Genomic DNA, 18,906 nt, shown 5'->3' on the forward strand with positions numbered 1-18,906 from the left:
ATGGACCATAAGAAGGTCAACATCCTCCTCGTCGACGACCAGCCGGCCAAGCTGCTCGCCTACGAAGTGATCCTGAAGGAACTCGGCGAGAACCTCGTGATCGCCTCGTCCGGCCGCGAGGCGCTGGAGGTGCTGCTCAAGACCGAGATCGCGGTGATCCTGGTCGACGTCTGCATGCCCGAGCTCGATGGCTTCGAGCTCGCGGCGATGATCCGCGAGCATCCGCGTTTCCAGAAGACCGCGATGATCTTTATCTCGGCCATTCAGGTCAGCGACATCGATCGCCTGCGCGGCTACGAGATGGGCGCGGTCGATTACGTGCCGGTACCCGTCGTGCCGGAAGTGCTGCGCGCCAAGGTCAAGGTGTTTGCCGAGCTCTATCGCAAGACGCGCGAGCTCGAACGACTGAACCAGGATCTCGAGGATCGCGTCCGCGCCCGCACTGCCGAGCTGGAGAACTCCACCGCAAAGCTGCGCGAGAGCGAAGAACGGCGCAGCATGGCAATCGCCGCCGGCAAGATGGGATCCTGGGACTGGGACTGGGCCAATGGCGACTGGATGTGGGACGAGGGCCAGTATCGCATTTTTGGCGTAACGCCGGAGACCTTCAATGTCACCTCGGCCAACATCCAGGCGCTGCTGCACCCGGATGACGTCGACCATTTCGGCGAGGCGATTGCCGCATTCAATACCGGCGTGCACGCCTATGAAGGAGAGTTTCGCGTCTGCCGGCCCGGTGGCGATGTCCGCTGGTGCGTCGGCACGGCGGCCGCAACGGTGGATCCGGGCGGTCGGGTCGTGCGGGTGAGCGGCGTCACCGTCGATATTACCGAACGCAAGCGCGCCGAGGAGCGGCAGAACCTGCTGGCGCGCGAGGTCGATCATCGCGCCAAGAATGCGCTGGCGCTGGCGCAGTCGATCGTGCGCCTCACCCGCGCCGACGAGGTCAAGGCTTACGTCAATGCCGTCGAGGGCCGCATCAACGCGCTGGCGCGCGTGCACACTATCCTGTCGCTGTCGAGCTGGCAGGGTGCCGAGCTCTCCAAGCTGATCGAGGAAGAGCTTGCGCCCTACTCGCTCGGAGGACAGATCGAGCTAGCAGGATCCGAGGTGCAATTGCTGCCGGCGACTGCTCAGACGCTGGCGCTGGCGTTGCACGAGCTCTTCACCAATTCGGCGAAGTACGGCGCGCTCTCGACCCGGTCGGGGCGGCTCGCGATCGGCTGGCAGGCCGAGAACGATCTCCTGACGCTGACCTGGGAGGAGACCGGAGGGCCGCAGGTGAGGACGCCGAAATCGCGCGGCTTCGGGACAAGAAGCCTGCTGGCCAGCGTCGAATCCCAGCTCGGCGGACAGGCGCAATTCGATTGGCGTTCGGAGGGCTTGTTATGCCGTCTCGAAATCCCCTTGATGCGCAAGAGCACGGCAACGTCGGCTGCGCAGGACAAGTTGGAGGCCGGCACCTCTCCCGAACTCCAGCGCGCGTCGGGTTAGCGCGACGCAGCCAGCTTAAGTCGTGGCATCTGCCGCGGCTCATCGGCAACGCGCCCTTCGAGCCAGGCTTCCGTTTGCGCGAGATCGCGCAAGGCTGTTGCGTAACGGCGGGCGGCTCTGCGCTCCACACCGTGCGGAAGCTCGCGCGCCTTGCGCAACATGTCGGCCGCCGCGTTGCGGTAGGCCAGCGAGCGATAGAGAAAGACCACCTTACCCATATCGAATGTTCCCGTGTTGATGGCATGCATCCTCGCAAGGTCGGCATGAACGTCGGATGAAGCGGGCGATGACAAATCCTTCATGCGTAATGGAACCCGCGATTACCGCGCGCGTTTCCATGCCAGATCGATAGGCAGTTCCATGCGCGCAAAGAAGTCGCCAAGCCTGATCTCTCCCACCGGCGTCATCAAATTGATGACGCATGCGATGATGGGCGCGGCCCTCGGTCTGGCCTTCACGCTTGCACTCATTCTGGCCAATCCTGCCGTTGCAGAATTGCTGAATCACAGCGGCCGTGCGGCCGCCCTCGTCTTTGTCGGCACGATGGTCGGGACGTTTGCCATCGGTGCCGCGCTCACGGGCGTCGTGTTCATCCTCAACGAGGACAAGGAATCTTGAAGCGCGCGTGAAATGCTTGCAACGCTTTGTTCGGAACTCCTGCCGCGAATGGCGGTTGGCTGCCTGCGTCAATTCAACTCAGGGAGTTCCCTCACATGAAGACGACCAAGCTCGCTCTCGCCGTGATGTTGGCAACCGGCCTCGCCGCCGCGCCCCTCGCAGCTGAGGCGAAATCGCACAAGAAGCACCACTCGTCTATGTCGCAGACCACGACGGGTGCGAACATGAAGAAGACCGTTGCTCCCGACGCGTCCGGCCAAGGCGGCTCCGGCCCTGGCAGCGATCAGGGCGGCAGCATGACCAAGCCCCAGAACGGAATGAGCAAGTAAGCACGGACTCGCGGCAAAAAAGCCCAGCGACGACGCGGGGCTTTTTGTTGCACGTTCGAAGACCTCTTCTGCGCTTGGTTCACGCCGCACTGGGTTCGGTGCGGCACCTTCCTTCGCGCCCGGTGATTACACCCTAATCGAGCACCACATGTAGGAAGTCATCTTGCGGCCCTTGGCGATGCCGGTCTCAATCAGCAACCAGTGCGCCTGGCAGACGGCAGGTCGATCGTTCTTGAAACAGCATTCTTGTCCGGGAGCCATATTCTCTCAGCGCCACATCGTCGGCGCGCTATTCAGCGCGTTCAGACCGACTCGCTTCAACTCGTCGACCGAGCAGCGCCCCGATCGAACAAGATCACTCAGTCGTGCGGCAACGCGCTCGCGCGTCGCGGTATCAGACGGAGCAATGTCGGCGCAGACTTCATCGAGAACCGCCCGCAGCAGGGCGGCCATTTCGGCATCCGGCATTGACGAGCTCCGGCATGTCGCGTTGCGCGACCGCTTTATCTGCGTCGGATGTCAGTGATGTTAAAGGCGGCCGCCGGCTGAGCTTTCTTCACGAGGTTGTCGAGCTGCGCCCGCTTGCGCGCGATCAGGAGTTGGGCCGCGGCATCGTCGAGGCCCTCACGCTGCAATTGCCGGATCGCAGAGCCCAATTCGAGGATCTCGGCGCGGAGTTTCAGAATCCGGTAGGCGTCCGGGTCTTCGTCCACCGCCTGCCTCCATCCACCACGTCTCTCGAACGCCTCAGCAGCGCGCCGGCCTGCTCTCGCTTTTCAGCGGACGAAGGCGCATCCGGTCGCGGATGTCGGGCAACACGTCGCCGCCGCCAGCCGCCTTCCATTCGCCGATCAGCAGGTTGATTTTCCGGCGCAGATCCATCTGCGCCCGGGCCCGTTCGGTGCAATCACGGTCGCGATTGACGAGATCGCGCACGGACGCCTCGACCTCGGCCATTTCCAGCCTCAAGGCGCTGATTTTACGTCGAATTTCATTAATTCTGTTATCCATGGCTTGTTAGAACAAAATAAGAACATATAGTCAAGCCATGAATTCCGAATGGGGAGCGACATGCAGGTTCAGAGGAAGTACGACGCCAAGGCTTTTCTCATGGAGCAGATGACCCGGTCGCAAGGGCTGAGGCTAAAGCGGCTAAGCGAAGAGGCCTACCAGCCGGCGCAATACGACCGAGGTCTGTCCTCTGCCGAAGCCGCGCACCGCATCCAGGTGCTCGAGGCAGAGATCGAGCTCGCCAACTCCTTCTAGAGAACGCGGCCGGCGCGCTTGGAACGTTGCGTCAGCAATACGGTTCTTTCCCTGGGCTAAGGGAGATTATCGATGGCACGCAAGGCAAAGAAGCGCCGCTACTCGCGTAGCTCCGGCAGTGATGTCGAGCGCGAGATGCGCCGTTACAAGAAGGGTACCGCTAAAAGCGGACCGGGCGGTCGCGGGGGACGCGTGAAGAGCCGCAAGCAGGCGATCGCCATCGGCCTGTCGGAGGCGCGCAAGAAGGGCAAGAAGGTGCCGAAGAAGGCGTCGAAGAAGAAGGCGTCCAAAAAGAAGACAACCAAGAAGAAGAACTCGAAACGCAAATCCGCCAAACGGTGACGCCGACCGGCGTCAGATCATGCTGCCGGGCATGAAGCAGCGAATCGAAACGCCGAACGCCGTCTTGACCGGCCAGACCATAGTGCGGCCGGCGCGGTTCGGCTCGGTGATTACGGCTTCGTCGGGGACCTCGACCCACTCTCCATCGAGACGGACCCGGTAGTGCCCGTTAAGTGAGTCCCAATCAGGATCGGCCACCGCAACGCCGTCGGCGTCCGAACAGCAAGGACCGAGATGGCTGCGCAGGCTGTCGAACCAGGGTTTCAGCGGCGAATCGGCGAAGCGGCCGTCATCGCGCCCCATTGCACTTCCGCCCGACAGCACGAGCGGCGCCGCGAGCAGCGCAAGCTTCAGCGAGAGCTTCAATCGATCCATGTCGGCACCGATCAAATGCGAACCACCGGCCGGTTCCACAAAGCGGCCGGACGTCCGAAGTTCCACTCCTGCATTTGCCTCGGCGTCGTCATGGCCGCCAAGGCACAACACGCGATTCCAAAGTCTGACGAGCGAACGCGGCTTTTTCGGACGAACCCGTCATCATTACTGCCGTTGACGAGAATGTTATCGGCGGCCTGTGGGTATCTCGAAAGGCGCGCGCGAAAAAGGCGGCCCGCAGGCCGCCTCTTGAATTTGCCGTCGAGGCCAAGTGAGAGGCCAAGAGATCACAAGAGATCAGGCGAGCGGCACCGCGACGAACCGGGTCGCCTCCGCGTTCTTCACCTGCAGCAGCACGCTGTTCTTGCCGGACGATTTGGCCTGCGCCAGCTCGGAGCGAACGTCGGCGATATTGGTGACAGGCTTGCCTCCCACATTGAGGATGACGTCGCCGGTCTGGATGCCGCGCTGCGCCGCCGGTCCCTGCGGATCGACCTCGGTGACCACGACTCCCTTCTGACCTGCGCCCTGGACGTCACCGGCCGGCGCCAGGCTGAGGCCGAGGCGCGGCGTGCCGGGGGCCTGCTGCGTCTTGCCGTCGTCGGCTTTTGCCTGCCGCTCGTTCGACAACTCGCCGAGCGCGAGCGTCACCGTTTTGGTGTCGCCCTTGTGGACGACATCGAGCTTCACGGACGTGCCCGGCGCCAGCGTGGCGATGGTGCGGGCGAGATCGCGGGAGTCCTTGATCTCGGTGCCGTTGACGGCGGTGATGACGTCGCCCGCCTCAATGCCGGCCTTCGCCGCTGGGCTGCCATCCTGCGGGTTGTCGACGATTGCACCGCGCGCCGCCTTCAGGCCGAGGCTGTCGGCGATCTCCGCAGTCACCGGCTGGACCTGCACACCGAGCCAGCCACGGGTGACCGCGCCCTTGTCCTTCAGCTGCGCGACCACGAGCTTGGCCGTCGAGGACGGAATATCGAAGCCGATGCCGACCGAGCCGCCCGAGGGCGAGTAGATCGCGGTGTTCACGCCGATCACATTGCCGTTCATGTCGAAGGCCGGACCGCCGGAATTGCCCTTGTTGATGGGCGCATCGATCTGGATGAAGTCGTCATAGGGACCATTGCCGATGTCGCGGCCGCTGGCCGAAACGATGCCGGCTGTCACAGTGCCGCCGAGCCCGAAGGGATTGCCGACCGCAACCACCCAGTCACCGATCCGCGGCTTCTGGTCGGAGAATTTCACGAACGGGAAATCCTTCTTGCCGTCGACCTTGATCAGGGCGAGGTCAGTCTTCGGATCGGTGCCCACCACCTTCGCGGTGTAGATCGAGCCGTCGTCCATCGTCACCTGCACGGACTCGGCGTGGTCGACGACATGGTTGTTGGTCACGGCATAACCGTCAGCTGAGATGAAGAAGCCGGAGCCCTCGCCCATGATCACCTGGTGACGCTGGCGCGGCATGCCGTTCATGCCGCCCTGGCCGCGGAAACCGAACTGTTGCGAGAACTGGTCGAACGGGGAATTCTCATCCTGATCCATCCGGTTCTGTTGCAGCATCGCACTCTTGTCGTTGTCCTGGTCGATCTTCACCCGGACCGAGATGACGGCGGGTTTGACCTTGCTGACGAGATCACCGAAGCCCGGCGGCGTCGCGGCGCTTTCTGCCGCCTGCGCAGGCGAAATCAGTGAGTTCACGCCGAACGGCGTCGAAGCAGGAGACGCAGCCAGCAGAACCGCGCCAAGCGCGGCCACGGTGCCGAGCAGTGCAAGCCGGCGTGGCTGTAGAATTTTGCGGGACGTGGTGGTGTCGGAATTGACGCGATCTTTCATGTCGAAATGTCCATGTTTGTGAAGGTGTCGCCCTGCACACAACATGGACATCGGCACCTTACGGCGTCCCGTCCACGCGATTAAATCTTGGCAAAGGTGGTGTGGCGGGCGGCCGCAGGCAAAAAACCGTCGCGCGTCGGTGCGAGGCCGCCGAACTCCGGCGATAACGATCCAACTCTGACGTCGCCCAGTGAAAGTAATGCACGAGCCTTATTACGCCGCGGCGGGTCGCTCCCATGCCGCGGCTGCGATGGCATCCTCTTCGCGTTGCGCATTGCACGCGTCGAAATGGGCCTTCAGCGCGATTTCGGCGAGATACTCGAAATGTTCGGCCTGGCCGAGAAGCTGCCAGTTCTGCAGGGGCCGATAGGCCGCCTGCTGGCGACAGAGGGACGCAAGCGCGCGGTAGCGACGTACGTTCTCCATGAGACCCTCCCTCACATTCACATGGACTTATTACCCTGATTTACGTCAGGCCGATGGCGGTTATGCAAAACATTTTATGCGCGCACGGCCGGCTTAACCTGCGTTAACTTTTAGAAAACGCGCAAGCGCGATTGGTTCCTAACGGGCGAACCGAGCGTGGAACTCGCAATGCGTTCAGGCGTAACGACGGCGTTCGACGTTGATGCCGATCAACTCGAAATACTGTTCGATCGGTTCGGGCCGCCCGATGAGATAGCCCTGCATCTCCTCGCAAGCCTCGCCCTCCAGGAACGCACGCTGCGCCTCCGTCTCCACGCCTTCCGCAACGACCGGAATGTGCAGGGCGTGCGCCAGACTCAGGACCGCGCGGACGATCTCGGCCGATTGCGGCGTCGCCTCGAGGTTGGAGATGAAGCTGCGGTCGATCTTGATCTTGTCGAACGGGAACGACTGGAGGTAGGACAGCGAAGAATAGCCGGTGCCGAAATCGTCCATCGCGATGCGGACGCCGAGCGCCTTCAGCCGCCGCAACAGATTGAGCGCGCGGGTGAAATCGCCGATCAGCACCCCCTCGGTGATCTCGACCTCGAGCCGCGTCGGCGCGAGTCCCGTCTCCAGCAGGATCTGGTGGATGGACCGTTCGAGGTCGCCGGCCTGGAACTGGACCGGCGACAGGTTGACCGCGACCTGCAACGGCCGCGGCCATGATGCGGCCTCACGGCACGCCTCCCGCAAGACCCATTCACCGATCTGGATGATCAGCCCGTTCTCTTCGGCGAGCGGAATGAATTGGTCCGGCGGCACGATGCCGCGGGTCGGATGGTTCCAGCGCACCAGCGCCTCGAAGCCGATGACCGCACCATCCATCCGCGCCTGCGGCTGGAAATAGACGAGGAGCTGGTTCTGCTCCACCACCTGCCGCAGATCGTGCAATAGCAGCCTGCGATCGCGCAGCTCCCGGTCCATCTCGGATTCGAAGAAGCACACCCTGCCCCGGCCCTCGCGCTTGGCGCGATACAGCGCGGAATCGGCATTGGCAAGCAGCGTTGCCGCATCCACGCCGTCATTGGGATAGAGCGCGATGCCGACGCTGAGGCCGACATGGGAGAGATAATCGTCAACTTCCAGCTCATTGCCGATCGCCTCGACCAGCCGTTCGCCGATCGCAAGCACCTCTTCACGGCAGACATCATCCGGCATCAGGATCATGAACTCGTCACCGCCGATGCGGGCGACGAAGGCACCATCGGCTTCCGCGGCGAGCCGCTCGGCCGCAGCGCGCATCATCATGTCGCCGACAGGATGGCCGAACACGTCGTTGACGTCCTTGAACCGATCGAGATCGAGGCTGAGCACCGCAAAACCAGCCGACGCTTCCTGCGCCCGCTCCAGCCGTTCGCCCAGCGCCGCATTGAATGCGCTGCGGTTCGGCAGGTCGGTCAGTGCGTCATGATGCGCAAGGTGGCTGATCCGCGCCTCGTTCGTGATCCGCTCGGTCACGTCCTCGATGACGCCGACAAGATATTGAGGCGCCCCGCTACCGTCACGAACCAGCAGCTTGCGCGAGTTGACCAGACGATCATGGCCTTTGACGCCGACATCGAGCAGATGCCCCTCCAGGAACATCGACGTGCCGGTGTCCACGACGCGGCGGTCCTGCTCATTGACGACGCGGGCAATGTCGCGCGAGAAGATCTGATCTGGCGTCTTGCCCAACATCTCCTCGCGGGGCATTCCGTAATAGTCTTCGCCAGCGCGATTGAGCAGGACGTAGCGAGAATCCCTGGCGTCCTTGGCGAACACCGCGATCGGAATATTCTCGATGATGCTGTCGAGGAACTCGCGCGCGCGCAACAGATCCTGCTCGGCGCGCTTGTGCGTCTGCCCGAGCTCCTCGATCATCAGTTTGATTGCGCGGTCGGTGCGACGGCGATCGCGGTCGCTCTCCTCATACGCCGCGCTGACGAGCTCGCCGAGCCTGGTCAGGTCGACCTGCCCGGATTCGTCGGTCGACTGCCTGATCTGTCTTGCCAACAGGCGATGCATGGTCAGTCCATCGCCTCTGCAATCATCGTGACGGTCATGGTCTGGTTGTGCAGCTCGCAGCGGCCGGACGCGACCGGCGGCGCGATCTCGCCATAGGAATAGAAGCCGATACGAACGACGTCGTCGCCGAGTTCGGCGGCCACGGCATCCAGCTCATCCTGCGTACGCTGCCCCATCACCTTGCGCCGGCCGGTGCAGCTCACCAGGATCGCGAGCTTGTCGCCCGAAATCCCATCGGCAAGCGCGTTACGCGCCTGCCGGCCCGCCTCGCCTGCGCCTGCAGCGAGACTATCGAAATTGGCGCGCATCAATTGCGCGGTGCATCCCTCCGGAATATCGGCCGCGAATGTCAGGGTGCGGGCATCGCGATCCACCGCGAAGACCGAGCGCACAATCTGTCGCTCCGGCGCGGCCTCATCGTGAATGCGCAAGGGAAACGCGAGGCCCGAGCCCGGCATCGCCGCGGCTTCCTCCTCACCGAGATAGCGGGTGTAGAGGTCGAGCGGCGGCTCGCCGTCGAGTTCTACGACAACTGGGCCGTCCGATTTCGTCACCTTGCGCCGCGGGCCGAAGACGTCCCAACCGCCGGCGCAGCCATGTGCGATCCGGAAGGACGTCCCGTAAAATCCGATGGCGGCCACGCGGTTCGGCAACGGTTCGCCGTCGGCGCCCACCAATGTCTGCTCGAGCTTGGTGCCGTCGCCGGCCAACCCTCCGGTCACCAGCAAGTCGGGCCCCAGTACCTCGGTGATCCCGGCAATCAATTCGTTGCCGTTCACGTTCAATCCATCGGAGAGGACGAACACGCCTGCGAGATCAGCCGCCGCGACCTGGCGGGCGAGACGCATGCCGCAGAGCCGCGAGGCATCGCGGGATTCGATCGTCTCGTGGACCAGCCGCACCTTGGTATGTGCGAATCGAAGGGCGACCGCGACGATTTCTTCGTCCGCAATGTCGTCGCCGTGGATCTGACCGCCGGTGCTGCAGCCAACGATATGACTATCGGAATAGAGACCGCGCAGCTCGCGGTAACGCTCGCCGCCTGCGAGCCCCTCGCGGCTGCCGAAATAGAGCACGACCTGAGCGGGCTCGCGCAGAGCATTCGCTCCGCGCCAACCATGGACAGCATTCCAGTGCAGGTATTGAATGTGCATCCCACGCGCTCTCTGCGGTCCTTGAACCACAGATTGTGGCGCTGCGCATTGCGTCGTCGTTAATCGGGAGGCTACTTCAATACCGTTGGTTACCCCGGCGTGAAGGGCGTCGCGAATTCGCGATCGATTTCCCGTAGGCTTCCGGAGAAGCATCGCGCAGCCGCGACGATCTCCGTAGTCTACCGGATGCGAACGGGTTCGCCGGCCCGTATCGACGGCGCAGCATTAGCGTGCAGCTTCGGAACCCGGCCCCCCTCCGCGGCGCCCCGGACGGCCGCGATGTTGGCGGCATAGTTCACACTGTTCCCGCCGCGGAACACGGCCGAACCCGCAACGAGCGTATCAGCGCCGGCGGCGGCAACCGCAGCGGCATTGTCACGCGTGACGCCGCCATCGACTTCGAGGCGGATCGGCCGCTCGCCGATCATGCTGCGAATGCGCCTGATCTTCTCGAGCTGGGAGTCGAGGAAGGACTGGCCACCGAAGCCGGGGTTGACCGTCATCACCAGCACCAGGTCGAGACGATCGAGCACATATTCGATCGCGCTCTCGGGCGTCGCCGGACACAGGCTGACGCCGGCCTTCTTGCCGAGTGCGCGGATCGCCTGGAGCGAACGGTCCAGATGCGGACCCGCCTCGGCATGGACGGTGATGACATCGGCTCCCGCCTTCGCAAACGCCTCGAGATAGGGATCGACAGGCGCGATCATCAGATGCACGTCAAAGACCTTCGTCGTCATCGGCCGGATCGCCTTGATGACATCTGCGCCAAAACTGATGTTCGGCACGAAGTGGCCGTCCATGACGTCGCAATGGATCCAGTCGGCGCCGGCCGCGTCGATCGCTGCGATCTCCTCACCGAGGCGCGCAAAGTCCGCCGCCAGGATCGAGGGGGCAATGAGGATGTCTTTCGTCATGGCTGTCCACCTCCCTGCACGTCGGCGCCGCCGCTGAAGACGCGGCTCGCCAGGATATCTGCCGGATCGATGGTTTCGAGGTCGGCGACATCGAGCATACGGTCGAGATCGGACACCAGGCGATCGGCCTGCCGTAGTCGGATGCGATCGACGGCATTGCGGATCGAGCGCGCATTGGAGAAGAACGGCTGGGTCCGGCGCAGTGCGATGTATCTTTCGAAGGCCTCGCGCGCCGCCGCCGAGAAGCGATAGCCGCGCTCCTTCAACATCAATTCGGCGATGACAAGCAGCTCGGCTTCCGCATAATCCGGAAACTCGATGTGATGGGCGATACGGGAGCGGAAGCCGGGGTTGGAGGCGAAGAAGCTCGTCATCCGCTCGCCGTAGCCGGCCAGGATCACGACGAGGTCTTCGCGCTGGTTCTCCATCACCTGGAGCAGGATCTCGATCGCCTCCTGGCCGTAGTCGCGCTCGTTGTCGGGCCGGTGCAGATAATAGGCTTCGTCGATGAAGAGGACGCCACCCATCGCCTTCTTCAGGATCTCCTTCGTCTTCGGCGCAGTGTGGCCGATATATTGCCCGACGAGGTCGTCGCGCGTCACCGAGATCACTTGCCCGCGCCGCACGAAGCCGAGACCGTGCAGGATCTTTGCCATGCGCAGCGCCACGGTGGTCTTGCCGGTGCCGGGATTGCCGGTGAACGACATGTGAAGCGTCGGCGGCGCGGAGGCCAGCCCCGCGCGCTGCCGGATGCGCTCGATCAGCAGGAGCGAGGCGATCTGGCGCACGCGGCTCTTGACCGGCTTCAGGCCGATCAGCTCCTGTTCGAGCTGTTGCAGCGTATCGGTGATCCCGGCCGCTTCGGCCTCCTTGCGGAGATCAAAACTGGTATCGGTGCTTTCGGCAGTCGTGGCGTGGGGGACATCCAGCATGGGCACCTCGAAGAAAAGAGCTTCGCCGCGGGGGAAGCGGCGAAGCAGTGGTCCGCCAAGGATACGGAGCAGGGAGCGCTCCGCGCGGAAGAGGAATGTCTAATGCGAAGCGTGGGTGGCGGGCTTGCGAATGGTGCTGTACCGGATCGCACGTCCGCCGACCTCCTGCCGCACCAGTTCGAATTCAGCCTCCTGCGGCGGCCGGTTGACCAGGAACGAGATCCGCACCGATTCCCAGCCGTGGCTGGAGTCGAAACCGCTGATGCGGATGTAGCGGTCGCCATAAACCCTGCGGCATTCGGCGAGCTCCATCATCACGCCGGCAGCGTCCTGGAGATCGAATATCGGCAGGCCCCACATCTCCCAATAGGTGTTGCGGGGATGCGGGTCGTCGGTGAACTCGATGTTCACCGCCCAGCCGTTGGCGAGACAATACTGCACCTGCTTGGTGATTTGGTCGTCAGTAAGGTCAGGCAGGAATGAGAAGCAGCCCTGGGTGAGTTTCATATTGCGTCTCCTCAAACGGTTTCAAGCGCGGTCGGCACGAAGTCCGGCGTATCGGTCGATTGATAGTTGAAGCTGACGTCCTTCCAGACCTCGAGCGCAGCCTTCAGGGGCGTGCAGGTCTCGGCCGCCCTCGCCAGGATCTCCGGGCCCTCGTGGACGTAATCGCGCCCCTCGTTGCGGGCGAGAATCATCGCTTCCAGCGCCACGCGGTTGGCGATCGCGCCCGCCGCAATGCCCATGGGATGGCCGATGGTGCCGCCGCCGAATTGCAACACGACGTCCTCGCCGAGCAGATCGAGCAGCTGATGCATCTGGCCGGCATGGATGCCGCCGGAGGCCACCGGCATCATCTTGTTCAGGCTCGCCCAAGACTGGTCGAAGAACAGGCCATGCTCGAGCTTGGCCGGGTTGAAATCCTCGCGGCAGACATCGTAATAGCCGCGCGTGGTGTTGGGATCCCCTTCGAGCTTGCCGACCACCGTGCCGGCGTGGATATGGTCCACGCCCGCGAGCCGCATCCACTTCGCGATGACGCGGAACGAAACACCGTGGCTCTTCTGCCGCGTATAGGTCGAGTGACCGGCGCGGTGCAGATGCAGGATCATGTCGTTGCGGCGCGCCCATTTCGCCATGGACTGGATCGCGGTGTAGCCGATCACGAGGTCGATCATGACGATGCACGATCCGAGCTCCTTCGCAAACTCCGCGCGCTCGTACATGTCCTCCATTGTTCCCGCCGTGATGTTCAGGTAGGTGCCCTTCACCTCGCCCGAAGCAGCCTGCGCCCGGTTCACCGCCTCCATGCAGTAGAGGAAGCGGTCGCGCCAGTGCATGAAGGGCTGCGAGTTGATGTTCTCGTCGTCCTTGGTGAAGTCGAGCCCGCCCTTCAGCGCTTCGTAGACGACGCGGCCGTAGTTGCGGCCCGAAAGTCCGAGCTTCGGTTTGACCGTTGCGCCCAGCAGCGGCCGGCCGAACTTGTCGAGCCGCTCGCGCTCGACCACGATGCCGGTCGCGGGTCCCTGGAACGTCTTCACATAGGCGACCGGGAAGCGCATGTCTTCCAGACGCAGCGCCTTGAGCGGCTTGAAGCCGAACACGTTGCCGATGATCGAGGCCGAAAGGTTGGCGATCGAGCCCGGTTCGAACAGGTCAAGATCATAAGCGATATAGGCGAAATACGAGCCAGGTGTGCCGGGCACCGGATCGACGCGATAGCATTTTGCGCGATACTTCTCGGCAGCGGTCAGGCGGTCGGTCCACACCACCGTCCAGGTCGCGGTCGAGGATTCACCGGCAACGGCGGCCGATGCCTCGATCGGGTCGACGCCTTCCTGCGGCGTGACGCGGAACAGCGCGATGACATCGGTGTCTTTCGGCACATAGTCGGGCTCCCAATAGCCCATGCGCGCGTATTCCATGACGCCCGAACGATAGCGCTCTTTGCCGCGAACGGTTCCTGCGTGTGCATTCATGGCTCTCTCTCCTGCTCTTCTCTCTCTCTGAATGATTAGGCGGCGACCGGCTCGCGTGCAGCGACGCGCGGGTCGAGTTCGCCGGCACGATAACGTCGCGCCATCTCGCTCAACGGAATGACCTTGATTTTGCTGGCATGGCCGGCGGTGCCGAATTGCTCGAAACGGTCGCGGCAGAGGTCGCGCATCGCGTCCATCGCCGGTTTGAGGAATTTGCGCGGGTCGAACTCGGAGCGCGCTTGCGCTGCGACCTTGCGGAACACCGCAGTCATCGCCAGGCGGCAATCCGTGTCGATGTTGACCTTGCGCACGCCGCTTTTTATGCCACGAACGATCTCTTCGACCGGCACGCCCCAGGTCTGCGGCATCTCGCCGCCGAACTGGTTGAACATGTCCTGGAGCGGTTGCGGCACCGAGGACGAGCCGTGCATCACCAGATGCGTGTTTGGTAGCCGGCGGTGGATCTCCTCGACCACCCGCATCGCCAGGATGTCCCCATCGGGCTTGCGGCTGAACTTGTAGGCGCCGTGCGAGGTGCCCATCGCGATCGCCAGCGCATCGACCTTGGTGGCGCCGACGAAATCGACGGCCTGGTCGGGATCGGTCAAAAGCTGGTCGTGGCTGACCTTGCCCTCGACACCATGACCGTCTTCCTGCTCGCCGCCGCCATGCTCGAGCGAGCCGAGCACACCGAGTTCGCCTTCGACGGAGGCGCCGACCCAATGCGCGAGGTCGACGACGCGGCGGGTGATCGCGACGTTGTAGTCGTAGTCGGCCGCTGTCTTGGCATCAGCCTTGAGAGAGCCGTCCATCATCACGGAAGTGAAGCCGTGGGCAATGGCCGACGCGCAGGTCGCCTCGTCGTTGCCGTGGTCCTGGTGCATGCAGAGCGGGATATCGGGATAGGTCCGTTCCAGCGCGTCGATCATGTGCGAAAGCATGAGATCACCGGCATAGCTGCGGGCGCCGCGCGAAGCCTGGATGATGACGGGCGCGTCGACCTCGGCCGCCGCTTGCATGATCGCGATACCCTGCTCCATGTTGTTGATGTTGAATGCCGGCACCGCGTAGCCGTGGCTGGCGGCATGATCGAGCAATTGGCGAAGGGTGATACGGGCCACGAAGAGTCCTCCTGTTATTGCTTGCGAGCACGGGCGATCGCCCGTCGGGCTGCCTCGGCAATGCCTTGCGGCGTGATGCCGAATTCGCGGTAGAGCACGGGTGCCGGCGCCGAGGCTCCGAAGCCGCGCATTCCGACGAACTCACCATCAGCGCCGAGCCAGCGATGCCAATCGCCGGCGATGGCCGCCTCGATGCCGACGCGCGGCGCCGTGCCGAGAACCGCGGCGCGATAATCGTCCGGTTGCTCTTCGAACAGGGCGAAGCACGGCGCCGACACGACGGCGGCGCGGACATGCTCGGTTGCAAGCAGGCGCGCCGCTTCCAGCGCGATCGAGACTTCCGAGCCGGTCGCCATCAGCGTCACGTCGCGTCCGCCATCGGGCGAGACAATCACATAGGCTCCCCGTGCGACCCGGTTCCTGCCGCGGACATCGCTGCGGAAGGTCGGCAGCGCCTGGCGCGACAGGCACAGAACGGAAGGACGATCCTCCGTTTCGAGCGCGCAATCCCAGGCTTCCAGCGTCTCGACCGCGTCGGCGGGGCGGAACACGAGCAGGTTCGGAATGACGCGGAGCGCGGCGAGATGCTCGACCGGCTGATGCGTCGGACCGTCCTCACCGAGCCCGATGGAGTCGTGGGTCATCACATGGATCACGCGCAGCCGCATCAAGGCGGCAAGGCGGATCGCCGGCCGGCTGTAGTCGGAGAAGGCGAGGAAGGTGCCGCCATAGGGGATGAAGCCGCCATGCAGCGCGAGTCCGTTCATCGCAGCGGCCATGCCGTGCTCGCGGATGCCATAGTGGATGTAATCGCCGGCGAACGAGCCGCGCGTCACAGCCCCCTGTCCCCTGGCATGCGTCAGGTTCGAGTGTGTCAGATCCGCGGAGCCACCGACAAATCCAGGAATCGTTCCGGCAATGGCATCGAGCACCTGTTGCGAAGCCTGCCGCGTCGCGAGCTTCGGGCGCTCGGTGGCAAAGCGCCCGCGCAATTTCGCCGAGGCCTGGGCATAGGCGTTCGGCAGGGCAACGGCTTTGCCCTCGATGAAGAGATCACGCTGCTCGGGCGTCGCGCATTCGTAACGATCGAGCCAGGCGAGACGATCGACCTGCCCACGCCGGCCAATCATCCGCCACGCCTTCAGGATCGTGACAGGCACGACGAAGGGCTGATAGTCCCAGCCGAGCGTCCGCCGCGCCGCCGCGGTCTGCTCGGTGCCGAGCGGCGCGCCATGCGCCTTCTCGGTACCTTGTCGGTCCGGCGCGCCGTAACCGATGATGGTGCGACAAGCGATCAGGGAAGGCTTTGCGCTCTCACGCTCCTCGGCGATCGCCTGAGCAACGGCCTCGGGATCGTGCCCATCGACACGGCGCACCGACCAGCCAGACGCAGCAAAACGCGCCAGCTGATCATCCGAGGTCGCGAGCGATGTCGGTCCATCGATGGAGATACCGTTGTCGTCGAACAGCACGATCAGGCGGCCCAGCCCGAGATGGCCGGCGAGCGAGATCGCTTCCTGGCTGATGCCTTCCATCAGACAGCCGTCGCCGGCAATCACGTAGGTGAAGTGATCGACGAGGCCGTCGCCATGCCGCGCGTTGGCCATGCGTTCGGCGAGCGCCATGCCCACCGCGGTCGCGATCCCCTGCCCCAGCGGTCCGGTCGTGGTCTCGACGCCCGGCGTGTGGCGATATTCAGGATGCCCCGGCGTCTTCGAACCCCATTGCCGAAACGCCTTGATGTCATCGAGGCTGAGATCGCCGCCAGTGAGATGCAGCAGCGCATATAGCAGCATCGAGCCATGACCGGCTGACAGCACGAAGCGGTCGCGGTCCGGCCAGTTCGGATGCGCCGAGTCGAATTTGAGGAAGCGCGAGAACAGCACGGTCGCGACGTCGGCCATCCCCATGGGCAGGCCAGGATGGCCGGACTGCGAGATCTCGATGGCGTCGACCGCAAGGAAGCGGACGGCATTGGCGAGATCGCTATGCGCGACGGGGTGCATGTCGGCGCCGGCGTGAACCGAGATGTTCATCAGATCCTCCCGTTGTTGGTAGCGCGGATCACTTCAAGCTCCGCTTCCGCTCGATCAGCTGCATGATCAGCGGCGTCAGGATGAGCTGCATCGCGAGGTCAAGCTTCGCACCGGGGCAAACGATGGAATTCGCGCGCGACATAAAACTGTGCGGCAGCATCGAGAGCAGATAGGGGAAGTCGATGCCGCGTGGATTCTTGAAGCGGATCACGACCATCGATTCGTCCGGCGTCGGGATCCAGCGCGCAATGAACGGATTGGAGGTGTCCACCGTCGGCACGCGCTGGAAATTGATGTCGGTCTCGGTGAATTGCGGGCAGATGTAGTGGATGTAGTCCGGCATCCGCCGCAGGATCGTGTCGGTGACGGCCTCGGTCGAATAGCCGCGCGCGCTGCGGTCGCGGTGCAGCTTTTGGATCCATTCGAGATTGATGACGGGCACCACGCCGATCTTGAGGTCGGCATAGCGGGCGACATTCACCTTGTCGGTGACAACGGCGCCGTGCAGGCCTTCGTAGAACAGAAGATCCGAGTTCTCCGGCAGCCGCTCCCAGTCGGTGAAGGTGCCGGGCGCGGCTCCGTGCAGCGCGGATTCCTCGGGATCGTGCACATAGTGCCGCGTCGCCGCCGTGCCGGTCTCACCATAGTCGCGGAACGCGCGCTCCAGCTCCTCGAACAGATTGGTCTCGGGGCTGAAATGGCTGAAATGCCTGTTGCCGCGTTCCGCCTCCGTGGCCATCTGCGCGCGCATTTCGACGCGGTCGTAGCGATGGAAGGCATCGCCCTCGATGTAGGCGGCGTTGACTTTCTCGCGGAAGAAGATCTGCTCAAACGTCTTCTTGACCGAGGTGGTGCCGGCGCCGGAGGAACCGGTGATGGAGATGATCGGATGTTTCCTGGACATAAGTCACCTCGCTCACAGCCGGAAGAAGCCGCGCCGCGCAAACAGCGGTGCGGAGACGCTCGCGACCACCAGCGGATCGCAGTGCAGTTCAGCGACACGCCGCACTTCGTTGCTCGAGCCCATGACCAGCGGCACGCGCTGGTGCAGGTTTTGCGCTGAGAGATCGAGAATGCGCTCGCGTCCGGTCGAGGCCGAGCCGCCCGCCTGCTCGATGATGTAAGCCATCGGGTGTGCCTCGTAGACGAGGCGCAGACGGCCGTCGCCATAGCCGGGGCGTGCATCCGAGGGATAGAGGAATACGCCGCCGCGGGTGAGGATGCGGTAGGCCTCCGCGACCAGCGAGCCGATCCAGCGCATGTTGAAATTGTGATTGGCGGGCCCATCGACGCCGGCGAGGCATTCGTCGATGAAGGCGCGCACCGGCGAATCCCAATGGCGGCGGTTGGAGATGTTGATCGCGAACTCCTCACAGGCCTCGGAGATCTGCACGGCGCTGCGCGCGAGACGGAAGCAGCCGGCCCTGCGGTCGAGGGTGAAGATTTCGACGCCGTCACCGAGCGTCAGCACTAGCGAAGTCTGGGGCCCATAGGTGATGAAGCCGGCCGCCAGTTGCGCGGACCCGCGCTGATGAAAGGCGAGACCGAGATCGTCCGGCGCAGGCAGGATCGAGAAGATCGTGCCGACGGTCATGTTGAGATCGATGTTGGAGGAACCGTCGAGCGGATCGATCGCGACGCAGATCTTGGCCTCGCGGTCTCCGATCTGCGGTTCGCGCATCTCCTCCGACGCCAGTGCTGCGATCGCTAGCTTGCCGAGGCAGCGACGCAGGATCGCATCCGCCTGCACGTCGAGATCGCGCTGGATGTCGCCGTCGCAATTGCGACCGGTGGTGAGGCCCGAGGCGTCCGCGAGATCGCCGGTGGCGATGAGGTCGGAGATTTCGATTGCCGCCGCGGCGATGGCATCGACCGCGGCCGCGACGGCCAGCGCATGCGGCGCCGTCTCGGAATAGCGTTGAAGGTGGTCGTCCAACCTGAGTTGCCCGGTCATCTGCGTCCATCCCCTTGCTGGCGCCGCATCCAGTTCCTTCCTCGGCGGGAGGCTGTGCGGTCGGTCCCAGCACGAAGAGATTGA

Annotated in this window: 22 protein-coding genes and 1 pseudogene; 5 read left to right on the forward strand and 18 right to left on the reverse strand. The window is 63.8% G+C overall.

Annotation, left to right across the window (positions count from 1 at the left end; translation table 11 throughout):
- A complete protein-coding gene (locus ABIA96_RS02640; RefSeq protein WP_354135451.1) occupies positions 1 to 1,494 on the forward strand; it encodes a sensor histidine kinase in 1,494 nt (497 codons plus the stop codon).
- Here the strand turns inward: ABIA96_RS02640 and ABIA96_RS02645 are convergent.
- Positions 1,491 to 1,742 (reverse strand): hypothetical protein, encoded by a 252-nt coding sequence (locus tag ABIA96_RS02645; protein WP_354135452.1) that lies wholly within the window; start codon positions 1,740 to 1,742, stop codon positions 1,491 to 1,493. The genes ABIA96_RS02640 and ABIA96_RS02645 overlap by 4 nt on opposite strands.
- Positions 1,743 to 1,854: 112 nt before the next feature.
- Here ABIA96_RS02645 and ABIA96_RS02650 point away from each other — a divergent pair, with 112 nt between their 5' ends.
- Both ABIA96_RS02650 and ABIA96_RS02655 read left to right on the forward strand, forming a co-directional pair.
- Positions 1,855 to 2,112, forward strand: a complete 258-nt coding sequence (locus ABIA96_RS02650; protein WP_354135453.1) for a hypothetical protein — start codon at positions 1,855 to 1,857, stop codon at positions 2,110 to 2,112.
- 95 nt (positions 2,113 to 2,207) lie between these two features.
- Complete coding sequence (locus ABIA96_RS02655) at positions 2,208 to 2,441, forward strand: hypothetical protein (RefSeq protein ID WP_354135454.1); 234 nt, start codon at positions 2,208 to 2,210, stop codon at positions 2,439 to 2,441.
- Positions 2,442 to 2,591: 150 nt separating this feature from the next.
- Here ABIA96_RS02655 and ABIA96_RS02660 read toward each other — a convergent pair.
- The 4 genes and pseudogenes from ABIA96_RS02660 to ABIA96_RS02675 all read right to left on the reverse strand — a co-directional run.
- Positions 2,592 to 2,660: pseudogene (locus ABIA96_RS02660) on the reverse strand (protease); the annotation flags it as partial.
- Positions 2,661 to 2,708: 48 nt separating this feature from the next.
- Complete coding sequence (locus ABIA96_RS02665; protein ID WP_354135455.1) at positions 2,709 to 2,909, reverse strand: hypothetical protein; 201 nt, start codon at positions 2,907 to 2,909, stop codon at positions 2,709 to 2,711.
- 35 nt (positions 2,910 to 2,944) lie between these two features.
- Positions 2,945 to 3,154, reverse strand: a complete 210-nt coding sequence (locus ABIA96_RS02670) for a hypothetical protein (RefSeq protein ID WP_354135456.1) — start codon at positions 3,152 to 3,154, stop codon at positions 2,945 to 2,947.
- 34 nt (positions 3,155 to 3,188) lie between these two features.
- On the reverse strand, positions 3,189 to 3,398 hold the full coding sequence (locus tag ABIA96_RS02675; protein WP_354135457.1) for a hypothetical protein: 210 nt from the start codon (positions 3,396 to 3,398) through the stop codon (positions 3,189 to 3,191).
- A gap of 114 nt (positions 3,399 to 3,512) precedes the next feature.
- Between ABIA96_RS02675 and ABIA96_RS02680 the strand changes: the two genes are divergently transcribed.
- Positions 3,513 to 3,707: a DUF3072 domain-containing protein gene (locus ABIA96_RS02680; RefSeq protein ID WP_354135458.1), complete on the forward strand. Its 195-nt coding sequence runs from the start codon at positions 3,513 to 3,515 to the stop codon at positions 3,705 to 3,707.
- Positions 3,708 to 3,779: 72 nt separating this feature from the next.
- Complete coding sequence (locus tag ABIA96_RS02685; protein ID WP_354135459.1) at positions 3,780 to 4,049, forward strand: DUF6496 domain-containing protein; 270 nt, start codon at positions 3,780 to 3,782, stop codon at positions 4,047 to 4,049.
- 12 nt (positions 4,050 to 4,061) lie between these two features.
- Here ABIA96_RS02685 and ABIA96_RS02690 read toward each other — a convergent pair whose 3' ends face one another.
- The 13 genes from ABIA96_RS02690 to ABIA96_RS02750 all read right to left on the reverse strand — a co-directional run bounded on the left by ABIA96_RS02690 (position 4,062) and on the right by ABIA96_RS02750 (position 18,822).
- Positions 4,062 to 4,424, reverse strand: coding sequence for a hypothetical protein (locus ABIA96_RS02690; RefSeq protein WP_354135460.1), 363 nt, complete (start codon positions 4,422 to 4,424; stop codon positions 4,062 to 4,064).
- 297 nt (positions 4,425 to 4,721) lie between these two features.
- Complete coding sequence (locus tag ABIA96_RS02695; protein ID WP_354135461.1) at positions 4,722 to 6,257, reverse strand: Do family serine endopeptidase; 1,536 nt, start codon at positions 6,255 to 6,257, stop codon at positions 4,722 to 4,724.
- A gap of 213 nt (positions 6,258 to 6,470) precedes the next feature.
- On the reverse strand, positions 6,471 to 6,683 hold the full coding sequence (locus tag ABIA96_RS02700) for a hypothetical protein (RefSeq protein WP_148776202.1): 213 nt from the start codon (positions 6,681 to 6,683) through the stop codon (positions 6,471 to 6,473).
- Positions 6,684 to 6,857: 174 nt separating this feature from the next.
- Positions 6,858 to 8,729 carry a putative bifunctional diguanylate cyclase/phosphodiesterase gene (locus ABIA96_RS02705; protein ID WP_354135462.1) on the reverse strand — a complete coding sequence of 624 codons (1,872 nt, stop codon included), beginning with the start codon at positions 8,727 to 8,729 and terminating at the stop codon, positions 6,858 to 6,860.
- A gap of 2 nt (positions 8,730 to 8,731) precedes the next feature.
- The gene (locus ABIA96_RS02710) at positions 8,732 to 9,883 is read right to left on the reverse strand and encodes an FIST signal transduction protein (RefSeq protein ID WP_354135463.1); all 1,152 of its coding nucleotides are present in this window, start codon (positions 9,881 to 9,883) and stop codon (positions 8,732 to 8,734) included.
- A gap of 179 nt (positions 9,884 to 10,062) precedes the next feature.
- Positions 10,063 to 10,800: a ribulose-phosphate 3-epimerase gene (gene rpe / locus ABIA96_RS02715; RefSeq protein WP_354135464.1), complete on the reverse strand. Its 738-nt coding sequence runs from the start codon at positions 10,798 to 10,800 to the stop codon at positions 10,063 to 10,065.
- Positions 10,797 to 11,732 carry a CbbX protein gene (gene cbbX, locus ABIA96_RS02720; RefSeq protein ID WP_354135465.1) on the reverse strand — a complete coding sequence of 312 codons (936 nt, stop codon included), beginning with the start codon at positions 11,730 to 11,732 and terminating at the stop codon, positions 10,797 to 10,799. The genes rpe and cbbX overlap by 4 nt, the downstream gene beginning before the upstream one ends.
- 99 nt (positions 11,733 to 11,831) lie before the next feature.
- Positions 11,832 to 12,239 carry a ribulose bisphosphate carboxylase small subunit gene (locus ABIA96_RS02725; protein ID WP_354135466.1) on the reverse strand — a complete coding sequence of 136 codons (408 nt, stop codon included), beginning with the start codon at positions 12,237 to 12,239 and terminating at the stop codon, positions 11,832 to 11,834.
- 11 nt (positions 12,240 to 12,250) lie between these two features.
- The gene (locus tag ABIA96_RS02730; RefSeq protein ID WP_354135467.1) at positions 12,251 to 13,711 is read right to left on the reverse strand and encodes a form I ribulose bisphosphate carboxylase large subunit; all 1,461 of its coding nucleotides are present in this window, start codon (positions 13,709 to 13,711) and stop codon (positions 12,251 to 12,253) included.
- A gap of 35 nt (positions 13,712 to 13,746) precedes the next feature.
- Entirely contained in the window at positions 13,747 to 14,832 is a 1,086-nt protein-coding gene (fba, locus tag ABIA96_RS02735; protein ID WP_354135468.1) for a class II fructose-bisphosphate aldolase, read from the reverse strand.
- A gap of 14 nt (positions 14,833 to 14,846) precedes the next feature.
- A complete protein-coding gene (gene tkt, locus ABIA96_RS02740; RefSeq protein ID WP_354135469.1) occupies positions 14,847 to 16,868 on the reverse strand; it encodes a transketolase in 2,022 nt (673 codons plus the stop codon).
- 28 nt (positions 16,869 to 16,896) lie between these two features.
- Positions 16,897 to 17,772, reverse strand: a complete 876-nt coding sequence (locus ABIA96_RS02745; protein ID WP_354135470.1) for a phosphoribulokinase — start codon at positions 17,770 to 17,772, stop codon at positions 16,897 to 16,899.
- Positions 17,773 to 17,784: 12 nt separating this feature from the next.
- Positions 17,785 to 18,822: a class 1 fructose-bisphosphatase gene (locus tag ABIA96_RS02750; RefSeq protein WP_354135471.1), complete on the reverse strand. Its 1,038-nt coding sequence runs from the start codon at positions 18,820 to 18,822 to the stop codon at positions 17,785 to 17,787.
- Positions 18,823 to 18,906: the final 84 nt, after the last annotated feature.

Origin of the sequence: Bradyrhizobium sp. LB11.1, assembly GCF_040549385.1 — a bacterium.
In the GTDB taxonomy this organism is placed as follows: Bacteria; Pseudomonadota; Alphaproteobacteria; order Rhizobiales; family Xanthobacteraceae; genus Bradyrhizobium.

Coding starts and splice junctions, on each gene's coding strand:
- ABIA96_RS02675 (WP_354135457.1), bottom strand. CDS start 3,398: ATGGCCGAGGTCGAGGCGTCCGTGCGCGATCTCGTCAATCGCGACCGT.
- ABIA96_RS02745 (WP_354135470.1), bottom strand. CDS start 17,772: ATGTCCAGGAAACATCCGATCATCTCCATCACCGGTTCCTCCGGCGCC.
- rpe (WP_354135464.1), bottom strand. CDS start 10,800: ATGACGAAAGACATCCTCATTGCCCCCTCGATCCTGGCGGCGGACTTT.
- ABIA96_RS02750 (WP_354135471.1), bottom strand. CDS start 18,822: ATGACCGGGCAACTCAGGTTGGACGACCACCTTCAACGCTATTCCGAG.
- cbbX (WP_354135465.1), bottom strand. CDS start 11,732: ATGCTGGATGTCCCCCACGCCACGACTGCCGAAAGCACCGATACCAGT.
- ABIA96_RS02695 (WP_354135461.1), bottom strand. CDS start 6,257: ATGAAAGATCGCGTCAATTCCGACACCACCACGTCCCGCAAAATTCTA.
- ABIA96_RS02645 (WP_354135452.1), bottom strand. CDS start 1,742: ATGCATGCCATCAACACGGGAACATTCGATATGGGTAAGGTGGTCTTT.
- ABIA96_RS02685 (WP_354135459.1), top strand. CDS start 3,780: ATGGCACGCAAGGCAAAGAAGCGCCGCTACTCGCGTAGCTCCGGCAGT.
- ABIA96_RS02640 (WP_354135451.1), top strand. CDS start 1: ATGGACCATAAGAAGGTCAACATCCTCCTCGTCGACGACCAGCCGGCC.
- ABIA96_RS02690 (WP_354135460.1), bottom strand. CDS start 4,424: ATGGATCGATTGAAGCTCTCGCTGAAGCTTGCGCTGCTCGCGGCGCCG.
- ABIA96_RS02680 (WP_354135458.1), top strand. CDS start 3,513: ATGCAGGTTCAGAGGAAGTACGACGCCAAGGCTTTTCTCATGGAGCAG.
- tkt (WP_354135469.1), bottom strand. CDS start 16,868: ATGAACATCTCGGTTCACGCCGGCGCCGACATGCACCCCGTCGCGCAT.
- ABIA96_RS02725 (WP_354135466.1), bottom strand. CDS start 12,239: ATGAAACTCACCCAGGGCTGCTTCTCATTCCTGCCTGACCTTACTGAC.
- ABIA96_RS02665 (WP_354135455.1), bottom strand. CDS start 2,909: ATGCCGGATGCCGAAATGGCCGCCCTGCTGCGGGCGGTTCTCGATGAA.
- ABIA96_RS02730 (WP_354135467.1), bottom strand. CDS start 13,711: ATGAATGCACACGCAGGAACCGTTCGCGGCAAAGAGCGCTATCGTTCG.
- ABIA96_RS02655 (WP_354135454.1), top strand. CDS start 2,208: ATGAAGACGACCAAGCTCGCTCTCGCCGTGATGTTGGCAACCGGCCTC.
- ABIA96_RS02705 (WP_354135462.1), bottom strand. CDS start 8,729: ATGCATCGCCTGTTGGCAAGACAGATCAGGCAGTCGACCGACGAATCC.
- ABIA96_RS02700 (WP_148776202.1), bottom strand. CDS start 6,683: ATGGAGAACGTACGTCGCTACCGCGCGCTTGCGTCCCTCTGTCGCCAG.
- ABIA96_RS02650 (WP_354135453.1), top strand. CDS start 1,855: ATGCGCGCAAAGAAGTCGCCAAGCCTGATCTCTCCCACCGGCGTCATC.
- ABIA96_RS02710 (WP_354135463.1), bottom strand. CDS start 9,883: ATGCACATTCAATACCTGCACTGGAATGCTGTCCATGGTTGGCGCGGA.